General features: G+C 37.5%; 20 protein-coding genes. 6 read left to right on the forward strand and 14 right to left on the reverse strand.

What is annotated here, in order from left to right:
- Nucleotides 1-63: 63 nt before the first annotated feature.
- From rfbF to HEQ36_RS13260, 4 genes are all read right to left on the reverse strand, one after another.
- Nucleotides 64-837, reverse strand: coding sequence for a glucose-1-phosphate cytidylyltransferase (gene rfbF / locus HEQ36_RS13245; RefSeq protein ID WP_039204097.1), 774 nt, complete (start codon nucleotides 835-837; stop codon nucleotides 64-66).
- A gap of 737 nt (nucleotides 838-1,574) precedes the next feature.
- Nucleotides 1,575-3,770, reverse strand: a complete 2,196-nt coding sequence (locus HEQ36_RS13250; RefSeq protein WP_053540930.1) for a tetratricopeptide repeat protein — start codon at nucleotides 3,768-3,770, stop codon at nucleotides 1,575-1,577.
- Nucleotides 3,771-3,872: 102 nt separating this feature from the next.
- Nucleotides 3,873-4,655 carry a PP2C family serine/threonine-protein phosphatase gene (locus tag HEQ36_RS13255; protein WP_053540931.1) on the reverse strand — a complete coding sequence of 261 codons (783 nt, stop codon included), beginning with the start codon at nucleotides 4,653-4,655 and terminating at the stop codon, nucleotides 3,873-3,875.
- Nucleotides 4,656-4,707: 52 nt separating this feature from the next.
- On the reverse strand, nucleotides 4,708-5,382 hold the full coding sequence (locus tag HEQ36_RS13260) for a VWA domain-containing protein (RefSeq protein WP_039204101.1): 675 nt from the start codon (nucleotides 5,380-5,382) through the stop codon (nucleotides 4,708-4,710).
- Nucleotides 5,383-5,926: 544 nt separating this feature from the next.
- Here HEQ36_RS13260 and HEQ36_RS13265 point away from each other — a divergent pair.
- Complete coding sequence (locus HEQ36_RS13265) at nucleotides 5,927-7,309, forward strand: response regulator (RefSeq protein WP_053540932.1); 1,383 nt, start codon at nucleotides 5,927-5,929, stop codon at nucleotides 7,307-7,309.
- Nucleotides 7,310-7,829: 520 nt separating this feature from the next.
- Here the strand turns inward: HEQ36_RS13265 and HEQ36_RS13270 are convergent.
- Entirely contained in the window at nucleotides 7,830-8,093 is a 264-nt protein-coding gene (locus HEQ36_RS13270; RefSeq protein ID WP_053540933.1) for a hypothetical protein, read from the reverse strand.
- Nucleotides 8,094-8,729: 636 nt separating this feature from the next.
- Here HEQ36_RS13270 and HEQ36_RS13275 point away from each other — a divergent pair.
- From HEQ36_RS13275 to HEQ36_RS13295, 5 genes are all read left to right on the forward strand, one after another.
- On the forward strand, nucleotides 8,730-10,652 hold the full coding sequence (locus tag HEQ36_RS13275) for a Mu transposase C-terminal domain-containing protein (protein ID WP_053540934.1): 1,923 nt from the start codon (nucleotides 8,730-8,732) through the stop codon (nucleotides 10,650-10,652).
- A 5-nt stretch (nucleotides 10,653-10,657) separates the two neighbouring features.
- Nucleotides 10,658-11,080: a hypothetical protein gene (locus tag HEQ36_RS13280; RefSeq protein ID WP_168635896.1), complete on the forward strand. Its 423-nt coding sequence runs from the start codon at nucleotides 10,658-10,660 to the stop codon at nucleotides 11,078-11,080.
- A gap of 168 nt (nucleotides 11,081-11,248) precedes the next feature.
- A complete protein-coding gene (locus tag HEQ36_RS13285) occupies nucleotides 11,249-11,602 on the forward strand; it encodes a hypothetical protein (RefSeq protein WP_168635897.1) in 354 nt (117 codons plus the stop codon).
- A 39-nt stretch (nucleotides 11,603-11,641) separates the two neighbouring features.
- The gene (locus tag HEQ36_RS13290; protein WP_053540935.1) at nucleotides 11,642-12,154 is read left to right on the forward strand and encodes a TniQ family protein; all 513 of its coding nucleotides are present in this window, start codon (nucleotides 11,642-11,644) and stop codon (nucleotides 12,152-12,154) included.
- 278 nt (nucleotides 12,155-12,432) lie between these two features.
- Nucleotides 12,433-13,935, forward strand: a complete 1,503-nt coding sequence (locus tag HEQ36_RS13295) for a hypothetical protein (RefSeq protein ID WP_168635898.1) — start codon at nucleotides 12,433-12,435, stop codon at nucleotides 13,933-13,935.
- Nucleotides 13,936-14,678: 743 nt separating this feature from the next.
- Here the strand turns inward: HEQ36_RS13295 and HEQ36_RS13300 are convergent.
- From HEQ36_RS13300 to HEQ36_RS13340, 9 genes are all read right to left on the reverse strand, one after another.
- Entirely contained in the window at nucleotides 14,679-15,383 is a 705-nt protein-coding gene (locus tag HEQ36_RS13300) for a M48 family metallopeptidase (RefSeq protein WP_053540937.1), read from the reverse strand.
- A gap of 1 nt (nucleotide 15,384) precedes the next feature.
- Nucleotides 15,385-18,486 (reverse strand): type I restriction endonuclease subunit R, encoded by a 3,102-nt coding sequence (locus tag HEQ36_RS13305; RefSeq protein WP_205748502.1) that lies wholly within the window; start codon nucleotides 18,484-18,486, stop codon nucleotides 15,385-15,387.
- Between the two features lie 31 nt (nucleotides 18,487-18,517).
- Nucleotides 18,518-18,907: a type II toxin-antitoxin system VapC family toxin gene (locus tag HEQ36_RS13310; protein WP_053541394.1), complete on the reverse strand. Its 390-nt coding sequence runs from the start codon at nucleotides 18,905-18,907 to the stop codon at nucleotides 18,518-18,520.
- The gene (locus tag HEQ36_RS13315) at nucleotides 18,904-19,140 is read right to left on the reverse strand and encodes a type II toxin-antitoxin system Phd/YefM family antitoxin (RefSeq protein WP_053540938.1); all 237 of its coding nucleotides are present in this window, start codon (nucleotides 19,138-19,140) and stop codon (nucleotides 18,904-18,906) included. Before HEQ36_RS13315 ends, HEQ36_RS13310 begins: the two co-directional genes overlap by 4 nt.
- Nucleotides 19,141-19,190: 50 nt before the next feature.
- Entirely contained in the window at nucleotides 19,191-20,489 is a 1,299-nt protein-coding gene (locus HEQ36_RS13320) for a restriction endonuclease subunit S (protein WP_168635899.1), read from the reverse strand.
- A gap of 28 nt (nucleotides 20,490-20,517) precedes the next feature.
- Nucleotides 20,518-20,721 carry a hypothetical protein gene (locus tag HEQ36_RS13325; RefSeq protein WP_168636183.1) on the reverse strand — a complete coding sequence of 68 codons (204 nt, stop codon included), beginning with the start codon at nucleotides 20,719-20,721 and terminating at the stop codon, nucleotides 20,518-20,520.
- Complete coding sequence (locus HEQ36_RS13330; protein WP_168635900.1) at nucleotides 20,721-21,203, reverse strand: hypothetical protein; 483 nt, start codon at nucleotides 21,201-21,203, stop codon at nucleotides 20,721-20,723. The genes HEQ36_RS13325 and HEQ36_RS13330 overlap by 1 nt, the downstream gene beginning before the upstream one ends.
- Nucleotides 21,203-23,623, reverse strand: coding sequence for a type I restriction-modification system subunit M (locus tag HEQ36_RS13335; protein WP_168635901.1), 2,421 nt, complete (start codon nucleotides 23,621-23,623; stop codon nucleotides 21,203-21,205). Before HEQ36_RS13335 ends, HEQ36_RS13330 begins: the two co-directional genes overlap by 1 nt.
- A gap of 194 nt (nucleotides 23,624-23,817) precedes the next feature.
- Entirely contained in the window at nucleotides 23,818-23,982 is a 165-nt protein-coding gene (locus HEQ36_RS13340; protein ID WP_081424321.1) for a hypothetical protein, read from the reverse strand.
- Nucleotides 23,983-24,309: the final 327 nt, after the last annotated feature.

Genomic DNA, 24,309 nt, shown 5'->3' on the forward strand with positions numbered 1-24,309 from the left:
AGTAATCTTTCCCCAATCCAATATTTAAAATCTCAACTCTCAAATCCAAAATCAAAATTGCTATTACCAAACTTGCCAAGGAGCTTTACCACTTTTCCATAGATCCTCTAGATAGTTTTTATCTCTTAATGTGTCCATTGGTTGCCAAAAACCATCATGTTTGTAAGCCGCTAACTGTTCTAAATCAGCTAACTTTTCTAATGGTTCTTTCTCCCACACAGTTGAGGTATCAGCAATAAAATCAATTACTTGGGGTTCGAGAACAAAATAGCCCCCATTAATCCAAGCACCATCACCTTCAGGTTTTTCTTTAAAACTAGTTATTTTAGTTTGTTCCTGTCCTAGAGAAATTGCTCCAAATCTTCCTGCTGGTTGCACTGCGCTGAGTGTTGCTAATGTCTTTTGCTCTCGATGGAATTTAATTAATTCTGTAATATTGATATTACTTACACCATCACCATAGGTAAAGCAAAAGGTTTCATTCCCAATATGTTCACGAACTTGCTTTAAACGTCCGCCTGTCATTGTATTATCACCTGTATTTACTAAGGTGACGCGCCAGGGTTCAGCATATCCAGAATGGACATTCATTTGATTAAATCGCATATCAAATGTCACATCTGACATATGTAAAAAATAGTTAGCAAAGTATTCTTTAATGACATAACCTTTGTAACCGCAACAAATGATGAAATCATTAATACCATGAGCAGAGTAAGTTTTCATTATGTGCCAAAGAATTGGCTTACCACCAACTTCAACCATTGGTTTGGGTCTGATACTGGTTTCTTCACTCAACCTTGTACCCAGACCTCCTGCTAAAATTACTGCTTTCATGTAGTTACCTCAAAGATTTGCAGGTGGACGATAATTTCAACTAATGGAAATGAAGAGAATGCACAATGATGGTAAAGAAATTAAATAATTTTTTCTTTCTCTTTATTAGGTAGATAAACATAATTTAACTGTTATTTTCTAGAAAATCATAAAGAATAAGTAAATTAAGATATTTTATATGTAAAATATTTATAGTAGGAGTTCAGGAGAAAAAGAAGGAATAAAAGTCTTTTGGTGTTTGTCTTTTTTCGTGAATTTTGTGTCTCATTCAAGCCACATTTCACTATAAGAATTCAGGCGACTCGAAGTCACGGCTACACAGGCAAAACCCACACTTCGACAGGCTCAGTGACCACCTGCGTGGGTTTTAAATTTCCCTAGTCCGCGTAGGCGGACTTTGTTTGTATAGCCGTGTATCCCTGACGGGAGCCGGAGGCATCTTCCTAATCGCCAGCTTATTTCTGCAAAATTGGGATGCTCCCTAGTAATTTTAGTCACAAAAATAAAACCCCTAATTTCTTAATGAAGTCAGGAGTAAATTTTAAATATTATTTTTAACCGATTATTCACATTTTAGATGATTTTAATTCCTTCTTTCTTATTCCTTCTTTCCTCTTCTTTCCTCTTCCTTCTTCTTCCTCCTGACTCCTGACTCCTGATAGCGCAGCGTGGCGTTAGCCATACTCCTGATAGCGTAGCGTGGCGTTAGCCATACTCCTGACTCCTGAACTCCTAAATCAATTACTTTGTCCAGTGAGAATTGTGTTAGATAATAAACTATCACATTTATTAGCAACAACGATACAAATACTACTCAAAGACTGTTGATAATTATCCATATCATTTTGCTCCAAAGAAACTTTAGCGGCTGTTTCTAAATCCGCAACTGCTTGAACATGATTTTTGTCAGCTATACCTTCTCTATATTGTGCTAGTTCATAATAAGCCATCCCACGTTTTAGATAACCTTTAGCCAATCGGGGATTAAGTTTTAATGCTTCAGTAAAATCAGCGATCGCCTGTTTATATTCTGTTGCATAATTACTACTGTATTGCGCCATTTGATAACGAACCAAACCCCGTTGAAAGTAAGCATCTATTTTAGCTGAATTGAGTTTAATGGCTTCAGTAAAATCAGCAATTGACCTTTGGTATTCTGGAAAAGAATTATTGATGTATTTAGTAATTTCAAATCTGACAATACCCCGTCTGACATAAGCTTCCGCATCAGTTTTATCTATATTGATGGCGGCATTAAAATCAGCGATCGCTTGTTTATATTCCTTATCAGGATCACTACTATAGTCAGCCAGCATATAGTAAGCATTACCGCGATTTATATAGGCTTTAACCTCTTGAGGATTCAACTTCAAAGCTTGGTTATAATTAGCTAATGCCGCCTCATAATTATTTAAATTATATTGGGCATTACCCAAATTTATATACCCTTTGGCAGATTGGGGATTCTTTTTAGTAGCTTCGGTGAAGTTGGCAACTGCTTCTTCATAATCTTTTTGATGGTAAGCAGTATCACCGCGCTGGTAGTAATCCGCAAAAGAAAGACTTGGCAAATCAGCAGTTTGATTAGATGTACGAGACATCAAACTTTGTTGAGTGTAGGGATTTTGGGAAACAAAAGGACGGGTAAATTTAATCATTACATCCAAATAGCCCAAAAGACCCAATCCCATCACCCCACAAATCACACCATATACCTTCCGATTTAATTTTTTACCAGCAGGAGGATGATAAAATTGCTGATTAGCTATAGGTTGCCAATGATATACCGGAGAATTTGGTGTTAATGGCTGAGTGATGCGGGGAGTAGGAATATAGCGACGTTTAGACTTAGGTTGGGCGCGTGGTTGTAGATGTTGTTTAGAAGCGATCGCCAGCAATGACGGAAATGGATCTCTCCCACCCAATCTTTTAGTCCGCTCACACCAAGGACACTTATCCAAATGATTATGATAAAGATGCTGAAGATTCACCTGACAAATCATCAGACTCTCCTCCACCGCCGTTAAAGCCGACAACCAAGTTTGAGCATTAGGGCGTAACAAAGGTTGATCATGACCATCCTCAAAACAACGCACAAATAAATCCCGCAAACTAGGATGAAGCAGATTCCAGCTAGGAGAAATAGGCGTTGGTAGATAGGGAACTTGTTTCTTTTGACTATAGGTAAAATGTCCAGAAAGAATCCTCCCTTGGTAGGTTGGAGGATCTACCGCCCCTTGAAATATCCCAGAAAATGGGTGAGTTCCTTCCATTAACAACTGAAAAATCAGCACAGCCAACCCAAACAAATCATGATGAATTTCTCGATCATAGTCCGCAAAAGTTTTATTCTGTAATTCTGGAGGTGTATATTCAGGCTTACCCACAGAACAACGATAAACAACATTCTGCAACGGTTCGGTCACTTGAAACGAGTCCGTATCCACCAACGTCACCAAAGCCGTATCACTCACCAAAATATTCGACTCATTCACATCACCAACACAGTATCGGCTGGCGTGCAAAGCCGAAAAAGCCGCAGCCAGATTCCGGGCAGTTCGCAATAAATATTGATAATTAAACAAAGGGCAATGTTGTCGGCGAATCCCTGGATTATAAAAATCCATAATTGGTCGCATTCCCCGAATCCTGGGCATCACAAAACCAACGACCTTACCGCTACCATCCGCCGCTTGCAATAATTCCTGTGGCCAAGCAATAGAAATATGCCCTAAATTATCCGTCGGATTCACAGGAGGATTAGCAAGCATCGCCCGCAGTTTTTGGGCATAAGAGACAGTTGGTTTATGATATACTTTCGCTACCAAATTCTCATCCGATGGAACTGCATAGATACAAGCTTCACCACCATGTCCCACACTGACAGAGAGGTTGAGAATTTCCGGGTTAGGAAGATGACGTAGTACCTGCATGGCAGAATAAAGGTTATATGAGGTGATTAGAATCCGTCAAAAGTTCAGACACTCAAGAGTATGGCTAATACCATACTGTCTTTAATCCCTAATGACTATAAATTATGAGTTAATAAATGCAGCCAAAATTAAAGTTAAATCATCATCAGTCCGCTGAGTAATCTTATCAGAACTTAAAAACCGCATTAAATGTTCTTTTGCTAATATTTTATCTTCAGCATTCGCTACAAACTGAAATAAAGGAAAAAAGAAAGGTTTGTGAGGTTCACCAACAATCATATTCAAAGCTAACATTTGTAACCCATCAGTCAAAACACCCACATTAACAATCTCTTCCCGACATATTTCAAATTGTGCTGTCTCCAAAGCGCCAGGAGACGTAAGAAAAGTTGTTTGATTGATATATTCGCCATTGCTAGGAATGGTTAACGCTATCAGATTACCCATACTATTTTTAGCCACAGCCAAACCATCCCCAACCTGCCCTACAGCCACAATTTCTGGTGTAGCAATCATCAGAATCAAGGTAGTTGCTAAATCATGAGGTTGATGATTACAAACATCCGCCTCAATTTCTATAGCTTTGCGGGCTACTAACATAGCGTCACTGAGCAAATAACGCAAAACACCATCATTAGCCAGAGAATCACTCGTTATCTCTTGGCGAGAAAGATGATCTATTGCCGTTTCCACCGCAATCATTGATCCCACCTTTCCTAGTTTAGCAGAACCCGCACCATCCGCCGCTGCTATCACCAACACATTATTAGCCAATAGCTGCCAATGGTGAGCATCCTGACAAAGTTGCTGGTTTTTTGAATGACTAGTCCCACATACAGAAGCAGCCACTACCCGCCATTGAGAAATCTGTTTTGATGTATTCATATAATTTGTTTTCCACAGCTAGTTCAGTTTAAACAACAAGCTGCAATTTTCATTAAACAGATCCCCACCCAATTGGTGGTAGTGCTACCTGTTCATCTACCTGAGAATGAGACACCGCTGACATACTAGCAGACAGCCAAACAAACATCTCAATGAAATTTAATCCCTTTAATTTCAGGGGACTTCGTACAGCGATTTGACTTAATCGGCTCATATTCGCATTCTCTACACCCACCGTAAAAAACGCCACCCGCTTATTAGACTCATCCCCTTGCAGTCTTTGGGCAGCTTGTTCAACAACATGATCTAGTTCACCCTGGGGTTCACCATCAGTAATCATAAACACCCAAGGACGATAATAAGCAATACCATTCGTGCGATATTGGGATTTGCGCTCTTGAATAATATCCAAGGCTTTATGAATAGCCGAACCCATAATTGTTAACCCCTGGGCTGTGAGAATCGGCGGGTTAAATTGATCAGCAGTTACAAAGTCCTGAACAACATTAACATTACTATCAAATGTAATAATTGCCACTTCTACCCTTCTGGATGCTAAGGAATTTTTAACCAGTTCATCCTTTAAACTCAACAAACCTTGATTTAAGGCTTCGATTCGTTCTCCTTGCATTGAACCAGAAGTATCTAGCAATAACACGCATGGACAACGGGGTTCGGGGTTTTCTGCAAATTCTACAACTTCGTCAAGATTGAATGTATCAATCATAACTTTTTGTGTTATGTTATAGTCCAAAGTCTTATTTTCCTTTTACTCAAAGTATATAGTTTCTGGTACAGATTCTCCAATTTGTTGAGTTACAATCTGCTGTAATAATCAATATATACATTTACCTCCATAAATTTTTAAAGATTCTATGTGGGATTTAAGTCTGTCCTTGGGTAAATTAATTCATTACAGTTAAATCCAGGAAAAGTAAGCAGATCCGGCTGAAAATTGATGGATTTAAATTACCAAAAAAGTCTCAGCATACTCAATAGTATCACTATATAGTTAATCAAGATGAAATAGCGACAAAATATGACAAAACAGAGATTTTTATCCAGACCAATGATAAAAAATCAACATAAAAAACTATAAAAACTGTTACATTCAACGGAGGAGGATAATGCTTAAAAGATGTTTTTCATTGATATTCATAATTTAACAACTTGTGATCATAACCATATTTCCAGGTGATATCATATTGCAGCCTAATATTCAATCTTTTCCCATACTATGTTGATGTATCCGCCCAAAAAATTGTAAAAACATGAAGAATACTGGCACCTTTACCAAATTATCACCCCAAGGTTTATTAAGACAATTAAGCAATTGTTATGAAACTACCCGTTTGCAAGCACATAGTAACTCTGTATCTTGGTTGATATATATAGAACAAGGAAAAATTATCTATGGGACTCATTCAGTAGAACCCTTTGATAGATTAGAACGACAAATGCGTCGTCTCCATCCACAAATTCCTTTAGTTGATAATGAAGTGCGTGTACAAATGCGCTTGATATTTGAACCTGAAGATAATCATCATTTACCTAACCAAATTCCCGAATATGAAGCGATTAATTGGCTGGTTAATGAACAATATCTCCTTCTTGATCACGCAACATTACTGATTCAAGAATTAGTTAAAGAGGTAATTGAATCATTTCTCCTCATTAAAACAGGTGATTTTGAACTAACAGAACCACTAGAAAATTTTACCGAAATTTGTAAATTAGATATTGATGATATCATCGAAAAATGCCAAAACCAGTTACAAAATTGGCGGTATCTTGGTAGATACATATCTTCTCCCTATCAGCGTCCATATTTGTTAGTTAGTAGCAAGTTTCAGGATAAAAGATTACCACCACTGAAAGAAAATATCACCAATTGGATGAAGGGTTTTAGCTTGCGTCATCTAGCGATTATTATGAATCAGGATGAGTTGCAACTAGCTTTAAGTTTATACCCCTATATTGTTAAGGGTTCGATAGTATTACATGAACCAGATCCCCCATTTGATAAGTTACCAAAAACTTGTGGAAGTTCATTACTATTTTCTGAAGATAGCACAGAGTTAATTAGGGGTAAATTATTTGTTGCGGATGTAGCACCCAGTCAAGATGCTTCTTCAGAAACTCCAATCATTTCGCGGAATCATCTGGCGGTTCAACAGCTAGTACCAGATGTTGCTGATTTACCTCCAGAGGATTTTTCACCTGAAGCTGTTAATAGTAACATAGAAGTTGATTCACAAAAAGTAAAAATCAATACGAAAATCACCCAAAAGACTTACAAAATTATTTCTGTAGATGATAGTCCTACAATTCTCAAAGAAATCAGTCGTTATTTGGAAGATGAGAATTTTACTTTGGTGACTATTAATGAACCTGTGAAGGCAGTAATGTCAATTATTAGACATAAGCCGGATCTAATTTTACTGGATTTAAATATGGCAGGAATTGACGGTTATGAACTGTGTAAAATTATCCGCAATAATTCCCTGTTTAAAACTATTCCCATTATTTTTGTGACTAGCAATAAGGGAATTATAGATAAAGTAAAAGCGAGATTTGTCGGTGCGTCTGGATACTTAACCAAGCCTTTTACCCGCGCTGAGTTGCTGAAAATGATATTTATGCACTTGGCATAACTCGAAACGTAGGGGCGCAGGGCTTGCGCCCAGTCAGCAATTAGCAGTGGAGTTTTGAAACTGTTGGGTGTTTTTACGTCAATCCAACCTACTAGTCTGTCAACCCGAAAATGACGGGTGAAGGCAAGCAGGGGGAGAAGAGAGGCACCGGGAGCAGGGGAGGGAAGAACAGAAGTTTTTTCCGATCATTACCCGTCAAAATAAATTTGACGAACCACTACGGTTACTTGAGAAATATAAGTTTTTTAAATAGACATTTTCGTAAATTTGGTAAAGTTGATATTTATTGAGAATAGATAGTCTGTATTCTCAACTTTATTGATAATATTGTCAATAAGTTAACGCAAATACGTTTTTACAGGATTGATAAATACCCTTGACTTTTTGTGCTATTATTATGGATATGATCTGCTTGTGCTGTTTTGGTTTTTTGACTTAGCTACAAGTTTGTATGCTGTTGGGTTTCCTTGTGTCAACCCAACCTACTATGAAATTAGTTAAAGCGGATAAGTTGCAATTTCTATGCTGCTTCTCTCAATGGGGTGGGTACAGAGATTTCTGGAAACGGTAGGGAAAGCTGTTCGGGTGATGGTGATGGTGCTTCCTGTAATACCGTTACTTCAATATTTACACTGACTAAATAACTACCTGTATCTGCACCTACCGCTTCAGAAATTATTTTAGCTATATCTGGACGTTTTGCCGTTAAAGGATCACGGATAATACAACGATCCCATTCATGCTTGGCGGTGGGGTTAAGATTGAGAATATAATGCTTCATCATAAGAATACCCGGTAAGTGGGAAACGAGCGCGTCTTTAGACCTGAGAGGAAAACGACACGAGCGGTTTTAACCGCTGTGGATATTAAAATTGAAACCAGATTTTTGATTGGAATCTGGAAACCAACTCCCATTTCTGGGGTAATGTTAGCCAGATGCCTCCGGCACGCTGGCGCGAACGACCTGTTATAAGAGCTAAAATCCCTATTCCATAAGTCTTTCCAGGTTTGAAGACTATTTTGATATTGTAGTACGAATTTACTATATTGCCAAGGGGACAATAAAAATCCACCCTGTTTGATTTTATACTCTAAACAGGGCGGCGGTAGATTTTGGATTATTTTACAATTACCAATTACCAATCACCAATCACCAATTACCAATTACCAATTACCCAATTATCTAACTTTCGGTTTCACAATCAGGAACACCTTCTGTCCATTAAATAATTATTGTCTATTTTAAAGAATTCTTGTCATATTTGCAATCAACAGCTATAGTAGCCAAAATCATTGACGAGTAAGTGTTTTGGCGATTTTAGTTTTAATTTTCTCTTATCCTTATTTTTAAAGCAAATGATGTCATAAATGTTGTAAAATTTTAAAGTAAATGATGACATAATTCTTAGGGGGTTAGCTTATGCCCAAAAAGCCTATAAATAAAGCCTTTCCAGGATTCGAGACTCAAGAGGAGGATGGGGTGGAAGACAAAAACCTGCTTGTTAACGAAGATTCTCCAGAGTATCTCAGAAAGGTGGAATTAATTGATGCCATCCTTCAAGCGCCTGACAAGATAGCTCGTAGGAATGCGATCGCAGATGCAGCGAAAGCTCTGGGTAAAAGCACTAGAACTATTAAGCGCATGATAGAGAAAGTTGAGCAGGTAGGGGTAGCCACTCTAGCTGTTGGACGTAAGGATAAAGGACAATATCGTATTTCCAAGGAGTGGCATGATTTTATTGTCAGCCTTCATAAATGGGGTAATAGAGAAGGTTCTCGGATCAATCACAATCAGATTTCTGGGTATTTAAAGGCTTTAGGTAGTCAAGGAGAGAAACTGCAAGAGAAGAAATATGATGAAAAATTTAAGGGATACTCTCAGGTGCGGGAGGATTTAATAACAGGAAAGTATCCTTCTCATGTCACTGTTTATAAAGTCATTAATTCCTATTTAGAAGAAAAACATAATAAAGTTCGCCATCCCGGTTCACCGATAGAAGGACAAATTCTGCAAACAACTGAAGGGATTTTAGAAATAACCCACAGTAACCAGATTTGGCAAATAGACCATACTAGATTAGATATTTTGTTGATTCACGAAGAAGATAAGAAAGTTATCGGTCGTCCATACATTACGTTGGTAATGGATAGTTATTCTGGTTGTGTCACAGGTTTTTATCTAGGTTTTGAACCTGCTGGCTCTCATGAAGTTGGTTTAGCTCTGCGTCATGCAATTTTACCAAAGCACTACGAAACAGAGTACCAACTTCAAGAAAGATGGGAGATTTGTGGAATACCTGAATATATAATGACAGATCGTGCAAAGGAATTTAAGTCCGAACATTTAAAACAAGTTTCACTACAGTTAGGTTTTATAAGGCGTTTACGTGCTTTTCCCCAGGCTGGTGGTTTAATTGAGTCTATTTTTGACAAGATTAATAAGGAAACTTTGTCATTATATGGTGGATATACTGGTTCAAATATTGAGGAACGTCCTCCAGAGGCAGAAAGAACTGCCTGTCTGACGCTTGATAAACTAGAGCAAATATTAGTGAAATATTTTGTAGATCACTACAATCGTCATGATTATCCCAGGGCAAAAAATCAAAAACGTATTGAGCGATGGAAATCAAGTTGTTTACTGGAAGAACCTGAGCTTATTGATGAACGTGAACTAGATATTTGTTTAATGAAAATTGCATATCGCAATGTAGAAAAATATGGTTCTGTTAACTTTCTTGGTTGGATATATCAGGGAGACTGCTTGTTAGATTATGAAAGGAAGCAAGTTTCTTTAAGATATGACAAGCGTAATATTACAACAGTTATTGCTTATACTCGTCCTATTAATGGTGAACCAGGAGAGTTTCTTGGCTTTATACAAGCTAGAGATTTTAAAAGAGAAAGGATGTCTCTGGCTGAATTAAATTATATCAAGAAAAAATTGCGTAATGAAGGTAAAGAAGTTGATAAATCGTCTATTTTGAATGAGCGGTTATCTATATTTGAAGATGTTGAACAAAACCGTAAGGAGAGACGTAGACGACGGCGTAAAGAAGCACAACAAAAACACGAGGTTAAAACTAATAAATCAAAAGTAGTGGAGTTGTTTCCTGAAAATGAAATACCAGAAACAATAGAACCTCCAGAAGAAATAAAAACTGCACAAGAAAATTTAATATCTCCAATTGACACTGTTTCACAAAACATTGTAAATTCAATAGATAAGCAAGTTGAACAAAGTCAACGGGATACCAATCAAACCAATCAAACAGCTAAAGCTAAACGAAGACCTAGAGTTGGTACAAAAGATTGGAATCAATTTATGAGGGATAATTGGTGAGTGCAATGTCAGAAACGAACTTAGCCCATGCTGATCTAGAATTTAAGCAGCAGTCTAATCCAAGTTTGCAACCGGCTGAGGAATTACGGCGATCGCCAGAATTCCAGGCTGAAGTTGAACGGATTGGTAAAGCTAACACTTACCTTCCCCTAGACCGCGATACGGAATTGTTTGACTGGCTTGATGATCAGCGTGATGCAAAACTCTGTGGTTATGTTACATCTGCTACTGGTTCTGGCTTATTAAAAGCCTGTCAACTTTACAGAACCCAATATGTAAAACGAAGAGGGACACTGTTAGAAATCCCTGCAACTGTTCTCTATGCAGAAATTGAACAGCATGGTGGCCCAACAGATTTGTATTGTTCCATTTTGGAAGAAATTGGGCATCCACTTGCTAATGTTGGCGCACTAAGAGATTTGCGATAGCGCAAGCGCTGACTTGTCAGTTCGCGGGCATGGGGAACTATTAAAGGTTATGGTGTAAAATTACTCGTTATCGGTAATGCGGATTACATAACATTAGAAGGATTTAACGAACTAATTGATGTTTTCGCAAAACTACGAATTCCCGTTATCTTGGTTGGGACTTACTATTTGAGTGATAATATTCTGGAACGGAAAAGTCTGCCTTATGTGCGCGTTCATGACTCATTTTTGGAGTCTTATGAGTTTCCGAATTTAACTGAAGAAGAAATAATTGAAGTTGTGGACGACTGGGAAGCAAAATTTCTTCGAGAAAATCGCCGATTAAATATCACACAGATTGAGAGCGTAGTTTCTTATTTACGGCTAAAATCTGGAGGACTGATTGAGCCTTTGTATGATTTACTTCGGAAAATTGCCATACTGAAAATAGATGAGCCGCATTTTGAACTTGATCAATATAATTTGACTAAGAAATTCGGTAGACGTAAAGAACCAAAAGTTAAATTTAAAAGAAAAGGCTAAGGAAGTTTATTGGCTTTAAGTTCACTTGAAATATAATTTATGGAGCAGGAAACAGTACAACATCCACCTTGGTATATTGAACCCTACGTAGGGGAGAGTATTAGCCACTACTTTGGTAGATTTAGGCGAAATGAAGCAATCAGCGTATCTTCTCCTGGGAGTTTAAGTAAAGCCGCAGGTATTGGACCAGTGTTAGCAAGGTGGGAGAAATTTCGATTTAATCCATTTCCTAGTCAAAAGGAATTGGAGGCAATTAGTAAATTAATTGGCTTAGATACAAACCGAATTACTCAAATGCTCCCACCCAAGGGTGAGAAAATGAAATTAGAGCCAATACGGTTATGTGCTGCGTGTTATGCAGAACAGCCATATCATAGATTGGAGTGGCAGTTTCAATCCACTGTGGGGTGCGATCGCCATAAGCTGCGTTTGCTTTCAGAGTGTCCCTTTTGTGGAGAACGGTTTGCTATTCCAGCACTGTGGGAACATGGAGAATGTAACAAGTGTCATGCGCCTTTTAAAAGTATGAAAAAGCGACAGAAATCTTACTAGGTAATAATTTGAGTAGGTTTTTTCTCGCTGTAAGGTATACTGAAGTGCGATTCCTACGGAGCGCTTCGGTATCGCATCTCTGGATGAAGGTAAGGCTGTGATTCCCGTGTGGTTAGATATTATTTATCAGGGGTTAGCAAGCAAGTCACTAAGGTAGCAATTCCTATGGATCACTTCGCTATCGCATCTCTGGATGAAGGTAAGGCTGTGATTCCTGTGTGGTTAGATGTGATTTATCAGGGGTTACAAGAAAAATTACAAAGGAGAGTTAATTAGAAATGGAAATCAATAGCTTAAATAAACTTGATCAACTTGAGTTTCAAATTCGCCAACAGATTAGCCAATTTAAATTAGGTGATGTCTTGTATTCGCTATATAATATACAACATCAATTGCATCCATTTATATCAGCTAAAGTTGCGCTATTTGCTATTAGATTTTCTTCACCTAGTCTAGTAACACAAGGTGTAAAACTAGTAAAAATTGATAAGATTATAAATCTTGTTACTGCTTATTCACTGGCAGATCCTATTACATTTGATCAGCAATTAAAAGATGATTTTATTGAAGCTAATCCTGTTTTTTTAATTTTAAGAATAGTCTCTAGTCAATTTCCCATTAATGTCAGTCGCTTTAGCCAATTTGCAAACCCCATATTCTTATATTATGACATCCCCAAGAAATTAAAAGGACAAAAAGGAATTCCTAACTTTGACATAGAAAAAGAATTTGAGAATATCAATGGTGTATCAGTGGCGGAATTTATAAATCTGGGATTTGTTTTATCAGCTTTTGCTAGTAATCAGTTTACATTCTCATTTGATTTTTTAAAGAAGACACGCTCAAAAGGTATTAATTTGCCTAATGATGAAGCTATATTTAAAGCTATTAATGAGTTGGCTGGGGATAAATATAAGATTAACAATTTGTATGATGAGCGTAAAAATTCAGATCGTAGATTTAGAATGTATGATTTTAACCCTCTAAGGATTTACCCATTAATATTTCCTTGTAAGGGCAGTGGTTTTAGCAAAAATAAAAATGAATTTATGTGCGCCCCAGTTCCTGCGTTGATAGATGAAAGAGTGTCTATAGGAATATTTCATCAGATGTTTGGTATATTTCGTGAGAAATTTTCTAACTATTTTGGGTATGTATTAGAAGAATATTTAAGAATTATCCTTGAAAATTGTGTCAATTCAAAAAGTATTATTGATATACGCAACTTATCTCTTGGAAATAATATAAAAACTCCTGACTATGCAATCATTGACGGTAGTGTAGCTATAATTTTAGAGTGCAAAGCAACTAGATTTACATTACCTGCTCAGAATATTGCATCTGAACAAGCAGTGAATGAAAGCTTGAAACAAGTGAAAAAAGGTTTGCTACAACTTGATAATTTCATCAAAGCTTGTCAATCCAAATTGCAAAATTTGGAACAATTCCATAATTGTAGTACATTCAAACCAGTTTTAGTAACTCTTGAAGAAATGTATTTAATTAATAGTGGATTTTTTAAGGATCATGTAAATGACTTATTGAAGAACGACGGTATTTTAAATCTAAATTGGCAAATACTTTCAATAGGTGAAATAGAACGGTTACAACCGCATCTATTAGAAGGAATTTACTTATCTCAAGTTCTACAAGATTTAGAACAAAAAACATTTAATGATGTACTAGAAGACTTGACTGCAAAAACTCAAAAAACATATAAAGACTCTTTTCTCTATCCTAAGCAGGAAGAACTATATCAACGTCTTGGTATTCCCGACTAACAGCAGTGACACCGACAAATAACAATAAAATTCTTTTTTAGGAACGCAAATTTAATAACCTGCAATTCTGATGTAACCTGGAATGGTGCGTTATGCTGTCGCTAACACACCCTACTTTTGCACCTTATTTAATTCACATTCCTTAACATCCATATCTTAGAAAAAAATCGAAACCTAGTATGAAGCCCGAAGACTTTCAAAATACTCCTACAGGTAGATTAGTACAAATAGAAGAAGGTAAAAATCCTTGTTATGCTTTTGTTCCTAATCCCCTACAGTTACATATCGATCCGCACAACAAAATGTTGAAAAACTTGTTAACGCTGGTATCTTGTTGCAGGTAAGTGAAGGTTCTTATAGTAAGGTATTTATTGCGCCACAAGTCTTACAAGTCATAGAAGAGTAAATATACTTAAATTATACTTTTTGCTTTAAAAATATAATTTTATTAAATAGAATTGTACTTGAATATCAATTCATGAAAAACCTTACGGTGGTTACTTTTTACTAGAAAATAGCAAGCGATTATCTACAATAAGCTACGCTAACGTTCTCAATATCCTAAATTTTCTGCTGATGTTATACCATGTATACAAAAGGTGTAAAAAACTGATAACACCAGCCATCAACCTACAACGCAGGAACTTAAACCTAGCCACACAATTAGGACACTCAGACAGCAAACTTAAATATTATGTGTTGTGCGATCGCGCTTCATCTAAAAATATCAACAGCAATCTCACTCAATAACTTCCCAAGGGAGAACGGTTCAACTCATCCTTATATAATTTCCAATTGGGTAAAAATTTATTCATCAAAGCCTCAAAGCGATCGCCATGATTGCGTTCTAGGAGGTGTACAATCTCATGCACCACTACATACTCTAAACATTGCTTATCCTTTTTCGCCAGTTCAAGATTTAGCCAGATGCGTTTGGCTTCTATATTGCAAGTACCCCATTTGGTTTTCATCAGTTTTACCCCCCATTCATTGACAGTAACGCCTATGTTCTTTTCCCATTTGGCGATCAATGGGGGAATCTCCTGTTTTAACTGCTGTCTATACCAAGACATCATCACCTGTTGTCTTTGAGCTTCATTACTTCCTTCTCTTACATAAAGGTCAATATAAGTATTATTTCTAACTTCTACTTTGGGAGTTCCTAGATAATAGATAACATTAAGTAAATAGCGTTTACCTTGAAAATAATGGCTTTCACCAGATACAAATTCTCTGGGTGACTGGCGTTCTTGGGATTGAAAGTTTTTTTGATGTTTTTTGATCCAGGCTAGTTTGGAAATGGCGAATAAACGCACAGATTCATCATCAAGGTTTAATGGTGTAGCTATACGCACTCGACCATCTGGGGGGTAAACTGCCAGATGTAGGTTTTTAATATTCTTTCTGACTACATCTATCACCAGTTCACCAACGGTTATTTGCTGCATTTTAATACTCACTTTGGCTTTTTACTATCTCAAAGATGCGTTCTGCGTTTCGCAGTAGCGTTTCGCTATCGCAATCTTCTTGTAACTCTAAATGTCTCTTAATTGCGTTTTTAACTTCCCGTTCTTTGATTGTTTTTCCTCGCCATCCATCTTTTTTAGTTTGACAAATTGCTGCATCTATGGCTAGTGCTAAGGCTTCATTTTGATTGAGGTTATCGTATAAAGCTATTTTGGCGGGAGAGTTCAATGATTGAGGATACACTGAGGAACTGCTGGGTTGTGCAACTTGTTTACTTAACTCCACAATTTTCCGTAAATAGTCTTGATATTCTTGGGATGCTGTTTTTCTAGTTTGGATCAATTCGTCCAGCAATGTGGACATTTTCTCAAAATATTTCGGGTTCGTTGGTTGCTGATCAATGATCACTTTGCGTAAATTGTTTTCAATGGTTTCTGCTACTGCTGTTTTATTCTTTTTGATACCTTGGGGTAATGCGTTCACAGCATCAGCACCCCTTTGGACTATCAACTGTACTAGCGTCATATCCTCAAAGGTGGCGATCGCTTCGCTTTCTTCTGCACCAATATAACTATCTATCAAGTGACGCATGGCGGGTTCGTAGGCTTTTAAATCAATATAATCGCCACTGGCAAGTTTTACCTCACCCCGTACCTGTTCATAATGCTTAACTTCTTGTTTAATAATCTCGATTTCTGCTGGAGTGTAACCAGCTTCTATCATGTCATTAGCAAGGTTGGCGTAAGCACGAACGAAAGCGGATGTATATTTATAAAGAGCTATACGCTTTTGCTGGTTCTCTTCAAGGGTGTCTGGTTTGTCATTAGCACCGCAGAAATAGCGGATATAGGCAGGAGTATCTTGGGGTGGTTCTACAGGGTCACAAAGGGCTTTAATGGCTTCTCTAGACTCTTCTAGGCGTTCTCTGCCTTTTTCTAATCTGTCACTTAATAAGCCAGCAACGTCGTCTGCATCATAATCTTCAAAGGCTTCTGAAGTGTAGTCCTTCACTGATTTTTCTAGGCTTTTAAATAAATCTTTGTAGTCAACAATATAACCATATTCTTTATCTTCACCATCTAAACGATTGACACGACAAACAGCTTGAAAAAGTGTATGATCTCGCATGGTTTTATCAATGTAGAGATACGTAGCAGGAGGCGCATCAAAACCTGTGAGCAATTTATTAACTACTATCAAGAGCTTCATTTGGGCAGGTGATTTGATAAATTTCTCTTTAACTTCTTCCTCAAATTTTTCTGGGGTTTGCCCATTCAGCATTTTTTGATAAATTTCATATTGCTGTATCTTTTCCGTGCGTTCATCGTCTCCAATGCTTTCGCCTTTAATGCTTTTGGCTGAGGCATCATAGGAGGTGATAATGGCGCATTTTGTAAAATCTGCTGCTTGGAATAACTCATAATATTTACAAGCTTGGGGAATACCATCTGCTACGAGAATGGCGTTACCTCTGCCACTTTGTAGTCTATCTTTGGTGACAAAATCTAAGATAATATCACCGACAATTTTACTCAGGCGTGATTTGGAACTGAGGACTTTTTGCATAGTTCCCCAGCGTTGTTTAAGTAATGTTTTCGCTTGTTCAGTTAAGCCTCTGGTTTTAGCTTCAAACCATTGATCAATTTTGGCTTGGGATGTTATATTTTGTTCTACTTTCCGAGCTTCATAGCGTAAGTCTAAAACTACCTGATCTTTGACAGCTTCATCAAATTTGTATGTGTGAATATAGTTCCCAAAAAGTTCTATACTATTCCGTTCGTCTTTTTTGAGTATGGGTGTACCAGTAAAGCCAATAAACAAAGCATGAGGCAATATTTCTTTCATAGCTTTATGCAGTTTTCCGGCTTGGGTGCGGTGACATTCATCAACAAAGACATAGACATTGCCTTTGATTTGGAAGTTTTGGGGTAAACTGCTTTTAAGTTGGGCTATATAGTTGTCGTAACCACGTTGTTCTGCACTGCTGTCTTTTCTGCCAAATTTATGGATTAAGGAGCAGAGTAACCAAGGAGTAGTATTATTCAGTTGGGTGATTAAGTCTTGACCGCTTTTTGTGCGATAGATGTTTTCGTTAACACCAAAAAACACGCCTTCAATTTGCTCGTCTAGTTCTTCCCTATCTGTCATAATTAACACGCGAGCATGAGGGTTATATTCCCGAATCCATTTTGTCAGCCAAACCATAGTTAGGCTTTTACCACTGCCTTGGGTATGCCAGATAATGCCCCCTTCGTTACGGGAAATATAATCTTGGGCTGCTTTGACACCAAAATACTGATTATGACGACAGAGTTTTTTGATCCCACAGTCAAAAACTACAAAATTGTGGATCAGTTCGAGAAGGTGGGTTTTTTCACAAAGTTGCAATAGGTGTTTATCTAAGGGGTTCTCGATGTCGCTATAGGTGTCTTCTTTCCAGGTCAGGTAATATTTTTCTTTGGTTTTAATAGTTCCATAACGCAGTCCTTGGGTGTCGTTACCTGCCATGACTAACTGCATGGTGTTAAAAAAGGATTTGATAAATAGAGATTTTTGATTATCGAGGTTTTGGCGGATACCTTCGGAGACGGAGACGGTACTGCGTTTTAGTTCCAGAACACCGAGAGCAATGCCATTGATGTATAGAACTATATCCGGGCGTTTATCGTTTTCTCCTTTGACGGTGACTTCTTCCGCAATGGCAAAGTCATTTTCTAGGGGTTCTTTCCAGTTGATGAGCCAAACGGTTTGGTTCTTTTCTCCTGCTTCTTCTTTGACGTTGACACCATAGCGCAACAAGCTATAAATCTCTTTGTTGATGTCGTAGAGGTTTTTACTTTGATCACCTGCGATTTTATTGAGTTCATATAAGGCTTTGTTAATTAGGGTGTCGTTGTAGCCTTGTTTGTCACGGAGGAAGGTGGTAACAATTTCGGTTTCGATGTTGCCGTTATTAAGTCGGTGTTGCCAATTTCCCAAGTAGCGGTAATTTAGCTGGTGCTGGAATAACTGCACCACGCGGTTTTGGGTTTGGCGTTCACGTTGTCCGACTTGGTTCATACTCACATCTTGCCCCCTTGTCATTTTTAATTTGTCTCAACTGTGAATTTTCTGTCTAGCTTAATGTTTGTAACCAGGAACTACCTGTAAGATTGGTATCAACTGTAGCTAATGTTAATTGGTAGTAAACTGCGGTAGCTGCAATAAAGCGATCGCCTGGATCTTGGTGTGGTAGCTCAATCTGTCGGCTTAAAATGGCGATGTGGTGGTTAAGTGAAGCTTCACGAATTTCTAAGGTATTTAAGGCTAAATCAACCCATGCAACTGGATTAGGCTGTAAAGATATTCGTCCTTTTTCTGCTAAAAGTAGAGTTTCCCAGATACTAATTGGACTCAGCCAAAGTTCGGTTGTTGCTGCTGGAATTGTGGTTTGCAGTTGAGTAGATAGACGTTCGTTACCAAGCAAATACCAAAGCCAGATGTGGGTATCAAGTAATAGCTTCACTGGAGTGCTTCCCATGTGGTAGCAGGGATGACTGGAGCAATCACGTCTCCCAATATTTCACCGCTACCCTTCATTGCTCCAAATGCTGGGCGTTGGGGTTGAAGAGTGGCAGGATAAATAATCACTAAGGGTTCTCCGTCATGGGTGACGGTTAAGGGTGTTTTGGTGCGTTGTATTTCTGCAAATATTTGTTGGAGTGTTTTGGGTAATTCGCTGGTGGTAATGTGTTCCATAGTATAGTTTAGCTCTTGTTCTTGCTTCTATTTTATAACCTTGGCGTTAATTAAGAACTACTAATTAGTCTCGTTTTGCCGGTGAGAAGTTCTTGCATCATCCCCTGTTTTATGGCTTTGTGTTTATCGCGTTTTTGTTCTAATGCCTCAATTTCTGCGTCCATGTCGCTGAGGATTTGTGCGATCGCTTTTTGTTCTTCAATGTTTGGGGGTACTGATATAGGCGCATTTCTGATTGATTTGAGTGATAAGTTTCGGATTGTTGAACCTGTCAATTCATCTTCAAAATAACAGTTGATAGCCTGAGTTTGCAAGACATAAAAAATATAAGTTTTTGAAATAAAATTTTTAATGTTGATATATGCGGCACTTTTTCCAAGTATCACATTTTCATTTTGGTAAAAAGCAATATTTCCTATTGTTCCATTGATAGACATTAAAATAGTTGTATCATTTAGATTTTTCTGGTATTTACGGTATTCTTCTTGGGCAACACACTTTGTTTTTTCATTAATTTCAATTGAATTATGTACTAAATTATTACCATTTATGAAATAGAATTCTGAAGATTCTACATACTCAGGAGTTGCATGAATACCATCACCAATCTCAGTAGAAATATCTTCTAACTTTTTCACTTTCCACTCATCACTAAAACCCGGTAGGCGTTTCTTAGCCGTGAGAAGTTGCTGCATCGTACCTTGCTTGATGTTGCACTTTTTGGTGATGACTTGATCCAATGCTGTAATTAGGGTATCAACATCACTTAGAAATTGTGCGATCGCTTTTTGTTCAGGAAGTGGGGGAAGGGGGATTTGTAATTGCTTAAAATTATTGAGGTTTAAATGTCCAACAGTTGAGCCTACTGTTTCACCAAGTAATCTTTTTTGAGTATCTTGAAAACTCACAAGATACAAAAGAAATCTTGAAAATAGTTTATTTAGTATAGGTTGCAGAACAATGATACTTTCATAGATACTAAACTCTTTTTCTGTATCTACTAAAGCACATACACCAAGACTTCCCGATTTACTGACTAAAACATCACCTAATTTTGCTTTCCTATATTTTGTAAGTTGTTTATGTTGTTTATTTGATATAAATAAAGCATTTTGAAAAGAAAGTTTCCCATTGGATATATCAGTGGCTCTAATTAGTGGTATTCCTCCATGATTAACATAATCAACTTTTGCAGTCAATCCTAAAAAAATCTCTTGACAATATTTAGTAATGGAATCAACCTCCCAATCATGAGGAATCACCCCCACCTCAGTCTTTTTATACCCCTCTATTCCTTCAGTGTAATCCTTTAATCCGTCTAATCCGTGATTCCTATGTTTTTTCACCATACCATCCCCATTTTTTGCCTAAATCCCGTTAACTTTCTTTGTTAGCTTTTCTAATACGCCTCAAATCTTCCCAAAACTCTTTTCTGGTTACTTTATTTAAGGTTTCCTTTCTTTCTTTTGTATAGTCACCGCTTCCCCATCCAGCTTGTTGTAAAAAGCGAATAGCATCTACTTGACCCAAATTTTCGACTAAAACCTGATAACCTTTGTTTCTTAGTTCAATTGGTGTCATCATTTGTTTTCCTCGTAATTCAAATAAGTATTCATTAACCAAGTTACAGGATTATCCAGAGATATTTTTAACAAACCTTGATGCCGTACTGAGTTTTTTAGTAAACGGTCATCAGTAGAGAGTAAAATATCTGCCTGAGCGACTTCTGCACAAGCAATATGAAAAGAATCGTAAAGACCAAAACCTAAATTCTCTAATTGCTGTGAGCGAAAATCAACATCTTCATCTATATTGATAGTAATTATAGCCAACTCCAATAATTTTAATATATTTTCTAGTTTGTCGAGATTACGCATTTTCTCTAACTCTACCCTGATCGCTTCGCTGCTGACCAGTTTCCATTCTCTGGTGCGAATGCGCTGCATAATACTAAGAATAGCTTCCCCTTCTAAACGAATACGTTCTTGTGTCCAGTCGTCAAAAGGACGATTTAGACAACAAACATCAAGATAAATTTTATAGTTTTCTTTTTGTGTATCCATTACCAAACAAACCCCATATTTTGTAAATGCTGATCAACCAAACTTGTCAACCTATCCACTTCATTAGTCAACTCAAATAAAGGAGTATCATAACGTTCACCTAACTCCTTAATTCTTTGCGTCAACCGTTGCGAAATCCGATCCATCTCAGAATTAATTGCCTGTTTCAACATCGTCATCCACTTATCATCAACCACCAGAGTTTTAATTTCATCCTCTGTTAATTTCTTATATTTCTTTAACACCTGATTGTGTAAAGATTGGGTAGCGTCTTTAATTTTTTTATCAATATCTGCTGCTGCATCTATTAATTTTAGGTAGGATGTCAATACTTGTAATTCATCTAATTCATCAGCATCAGCAAAAAGAGGATTTTTTTTCAGTTCTTTAATCCGAATATTTATATTAGTTTTGGTAATTTTACCACTATCATTTGTCACCTCATCTAACAAACCTTCTTCACCTCCATATTCTTCCTGCATTTCTTCCTGCTGTCGGATAATTTCATCCTTTTGAGCTTCCAGTTTTTCAATTTCTGCCTGTTCAGATGGAAAATAGCGATTAATGATTAATTCTTCCGGTATCAGTTCACAAACATAATCTATAGTTACCCCTTTTTTATTAGTGATGGGTGTGAGTTCAGCTTGCCAACCATCCTCAACTATGATATACACATCATCCCGCATTACTTCCAACCAATAAGTAAGCAGATGTTGATAAACGTCATATTTATCTATTAACTTTTTTCCTGTAAATGCTGCTAGTAAATTCTCACCTAACTTATATATAATTTCCTTGGGTTTATCTCCCTGTTGAACAGCTTTTAATAATGATGTATGTTGATTTTTCCAAGTTGTAAAAACCTGCTCAATTTCCTGACTATATTTTATAAATTCAGGATGATGAAAAATACAATTTTTGACATCATTGGCAGCAACTTTTAGCTGTTGATATGCTGGGTTTTTCGTTGGTGCAAATAATTCTTGTTGTAAGTTCGGATAAACTTGCCAAAATTCCCCTAATGCCTCAATATCGCGCTGGGGTATCCCTCCCAACAAATGCGCTTCAATATCCTGAATATCTTCCTCTTCCTGACTATCAATATAACGGGGAATATTCAAGTTATACTCATTGTCCTTAATTTCCTGCAAAGAAACCATCCGCGAATATTTCGCCACCTCAAGCTGTTTGTTGAACACATCAACAATTTTATGAATATCCTGCTCCTGCAAGCGGTTTTTATTGCCATCTTTCACAAATCCCTTGCTGGCATCAATCATAAAAATGCCTTGGCGATTTTCCGCATTTTCTTTATCTAAAACAATAATACAGGCAGGTATTCCCGTCCCATAAAATAGGTTTGGTGGTAGCCCAATAATCCCCTTAATAATTCCTTTGCTAATCAGTTTTTTGCGAATTTCACCCTCGACATTACCCCGAAACAGCACCCCATGAGGCAAAATAATCGCTCCTTTACCGTTGCTTTTCAGGGAGCGAACGATATGCAGCAAAAAAGCATAGTCGCCATTTTTAGCTGGGGGGATGCTATAGTCTTGAAAACGTTCAAATTCATCCTTAATCGGGTTAAAGCCTGTACTCCAAGCCTTTGAGGAAAAGGGCGGATTAGCCACAGCAAAATCGAAGGTTTTCAGTCCCCCATCCGGGTTTTTAAAGTAGGGAGTTGATAAAGTATTATCTTGCCAAATCTCCGCAGTAGGATGTCCATGTAGGATCATATTCATCCGTGCTAAGGCGTAGGTAGCGTTATCCATCTCTTGTCCATAGATGGTTAAGCCCTGTTCTGCTTCGTCCGCAGCTTTCAGTAACAATGAACCACTTCCACAGGTGGGATCATATATAGTCTGTTCTTGAGTGGTAGCGGAATTAACACCAATCACTTTGGCAATCACGCGAGAAACTTCTGCCGGGGTGTAAAATTGTCCTTTGCTTTTACCTGACTGGGTGGCAAAGTTCCGCATCAGATACTCATAAGCATCCCCTAAAATATCATCACCATCAGCGCGGTTTTTACTAAAGTTCAGTGCTGAGTTCTCAAAAATCGCCACCAGGTTAGAAAGCCGGTCTTTCATTTCCTGTCCTTTGCCCAGCTTGTCAGCATCATTAAAATCAGCATCATTAAAAATGCCGCCTAAATCGTTAGCTTCGGCAAGTTTAGCGATGATTTTATTGATTTTGTCGCCGATTTCTTTATCACCCTTGAGGGCAACAATATCTTGAAAGCTGCCCCCAGTCGGCACTTCAATCAGGGCATCTGCCACACCTGCGTATTTGTCAGATACATATTTAACAAATAATAAAGCTAGTACATAATTTTTATACTGCGAGGCATCCATCCCACCCCGCAGTTCATCACAGCTTTTCCATAACGAGCTATATAGTTCACTTTTCTTTATTGCCATTTTGTATCGTTTTGACCCCTACTTAATCCTACTTTGTCAGATGGACTTGATCATGTCTGACACCTTACCTTGCAGTTTTTACATCCTGCAAAGAACTAATACCATACCACGCCCACAAGCCTCAATTTATATGTGGTTGAGGATATATCTTATATCGGAAGAGTTTAAATTCTGATATTTGTAACACTCATACACTATTGTGGCGGATTCTGCTGCTCTCGCTCCTCAACAGCCTTACTAACAATCCTCACCACAAGATTACTTATGGGACGGTCTTCTTCCTGCGCCCATCTGACTAAAGCCTCATGGATATCTTTAGGAAAGTATATCGAAGTTTGTACGCGATCGCTCTGATTCATTAACTCTAAAAGAATTTATCGCTAAACTATCATACCTCCACAACCTTGTTCTAAGGCTAAATAATGTTTAACAATGTTTTACAATGTTTTATGGTAAATTAAAAACATTGCTAAACATTAAATTAATGTGTGGCAATGTTGTATATATTTATTCTCTGGAAAGTCCATGCTATGAACGATTTGAGCGATATGACGGTATTAGCTTGTATTGATTTTGATAAATTACTGTGTTCACAAAGATACCAGCAGATTTTCCCTACAGTGCGACATTGCTGAAATTTTTGGAGAGCGATCGCTTCAAGGTGCGATCGTTATCTGACAAAGAAA

Origin of the sequence: Anabaena sp. 54 (genome assembly GCF_017355725.1) — a bacterium.
Classification (GTDB): domain Bacteria; phylum Cyanobacteriota; class Cyanobacteriia; order Cyanobacteriales; family Nostocaceae; genus Dolichospermum; species Dolichospermum heterosporum.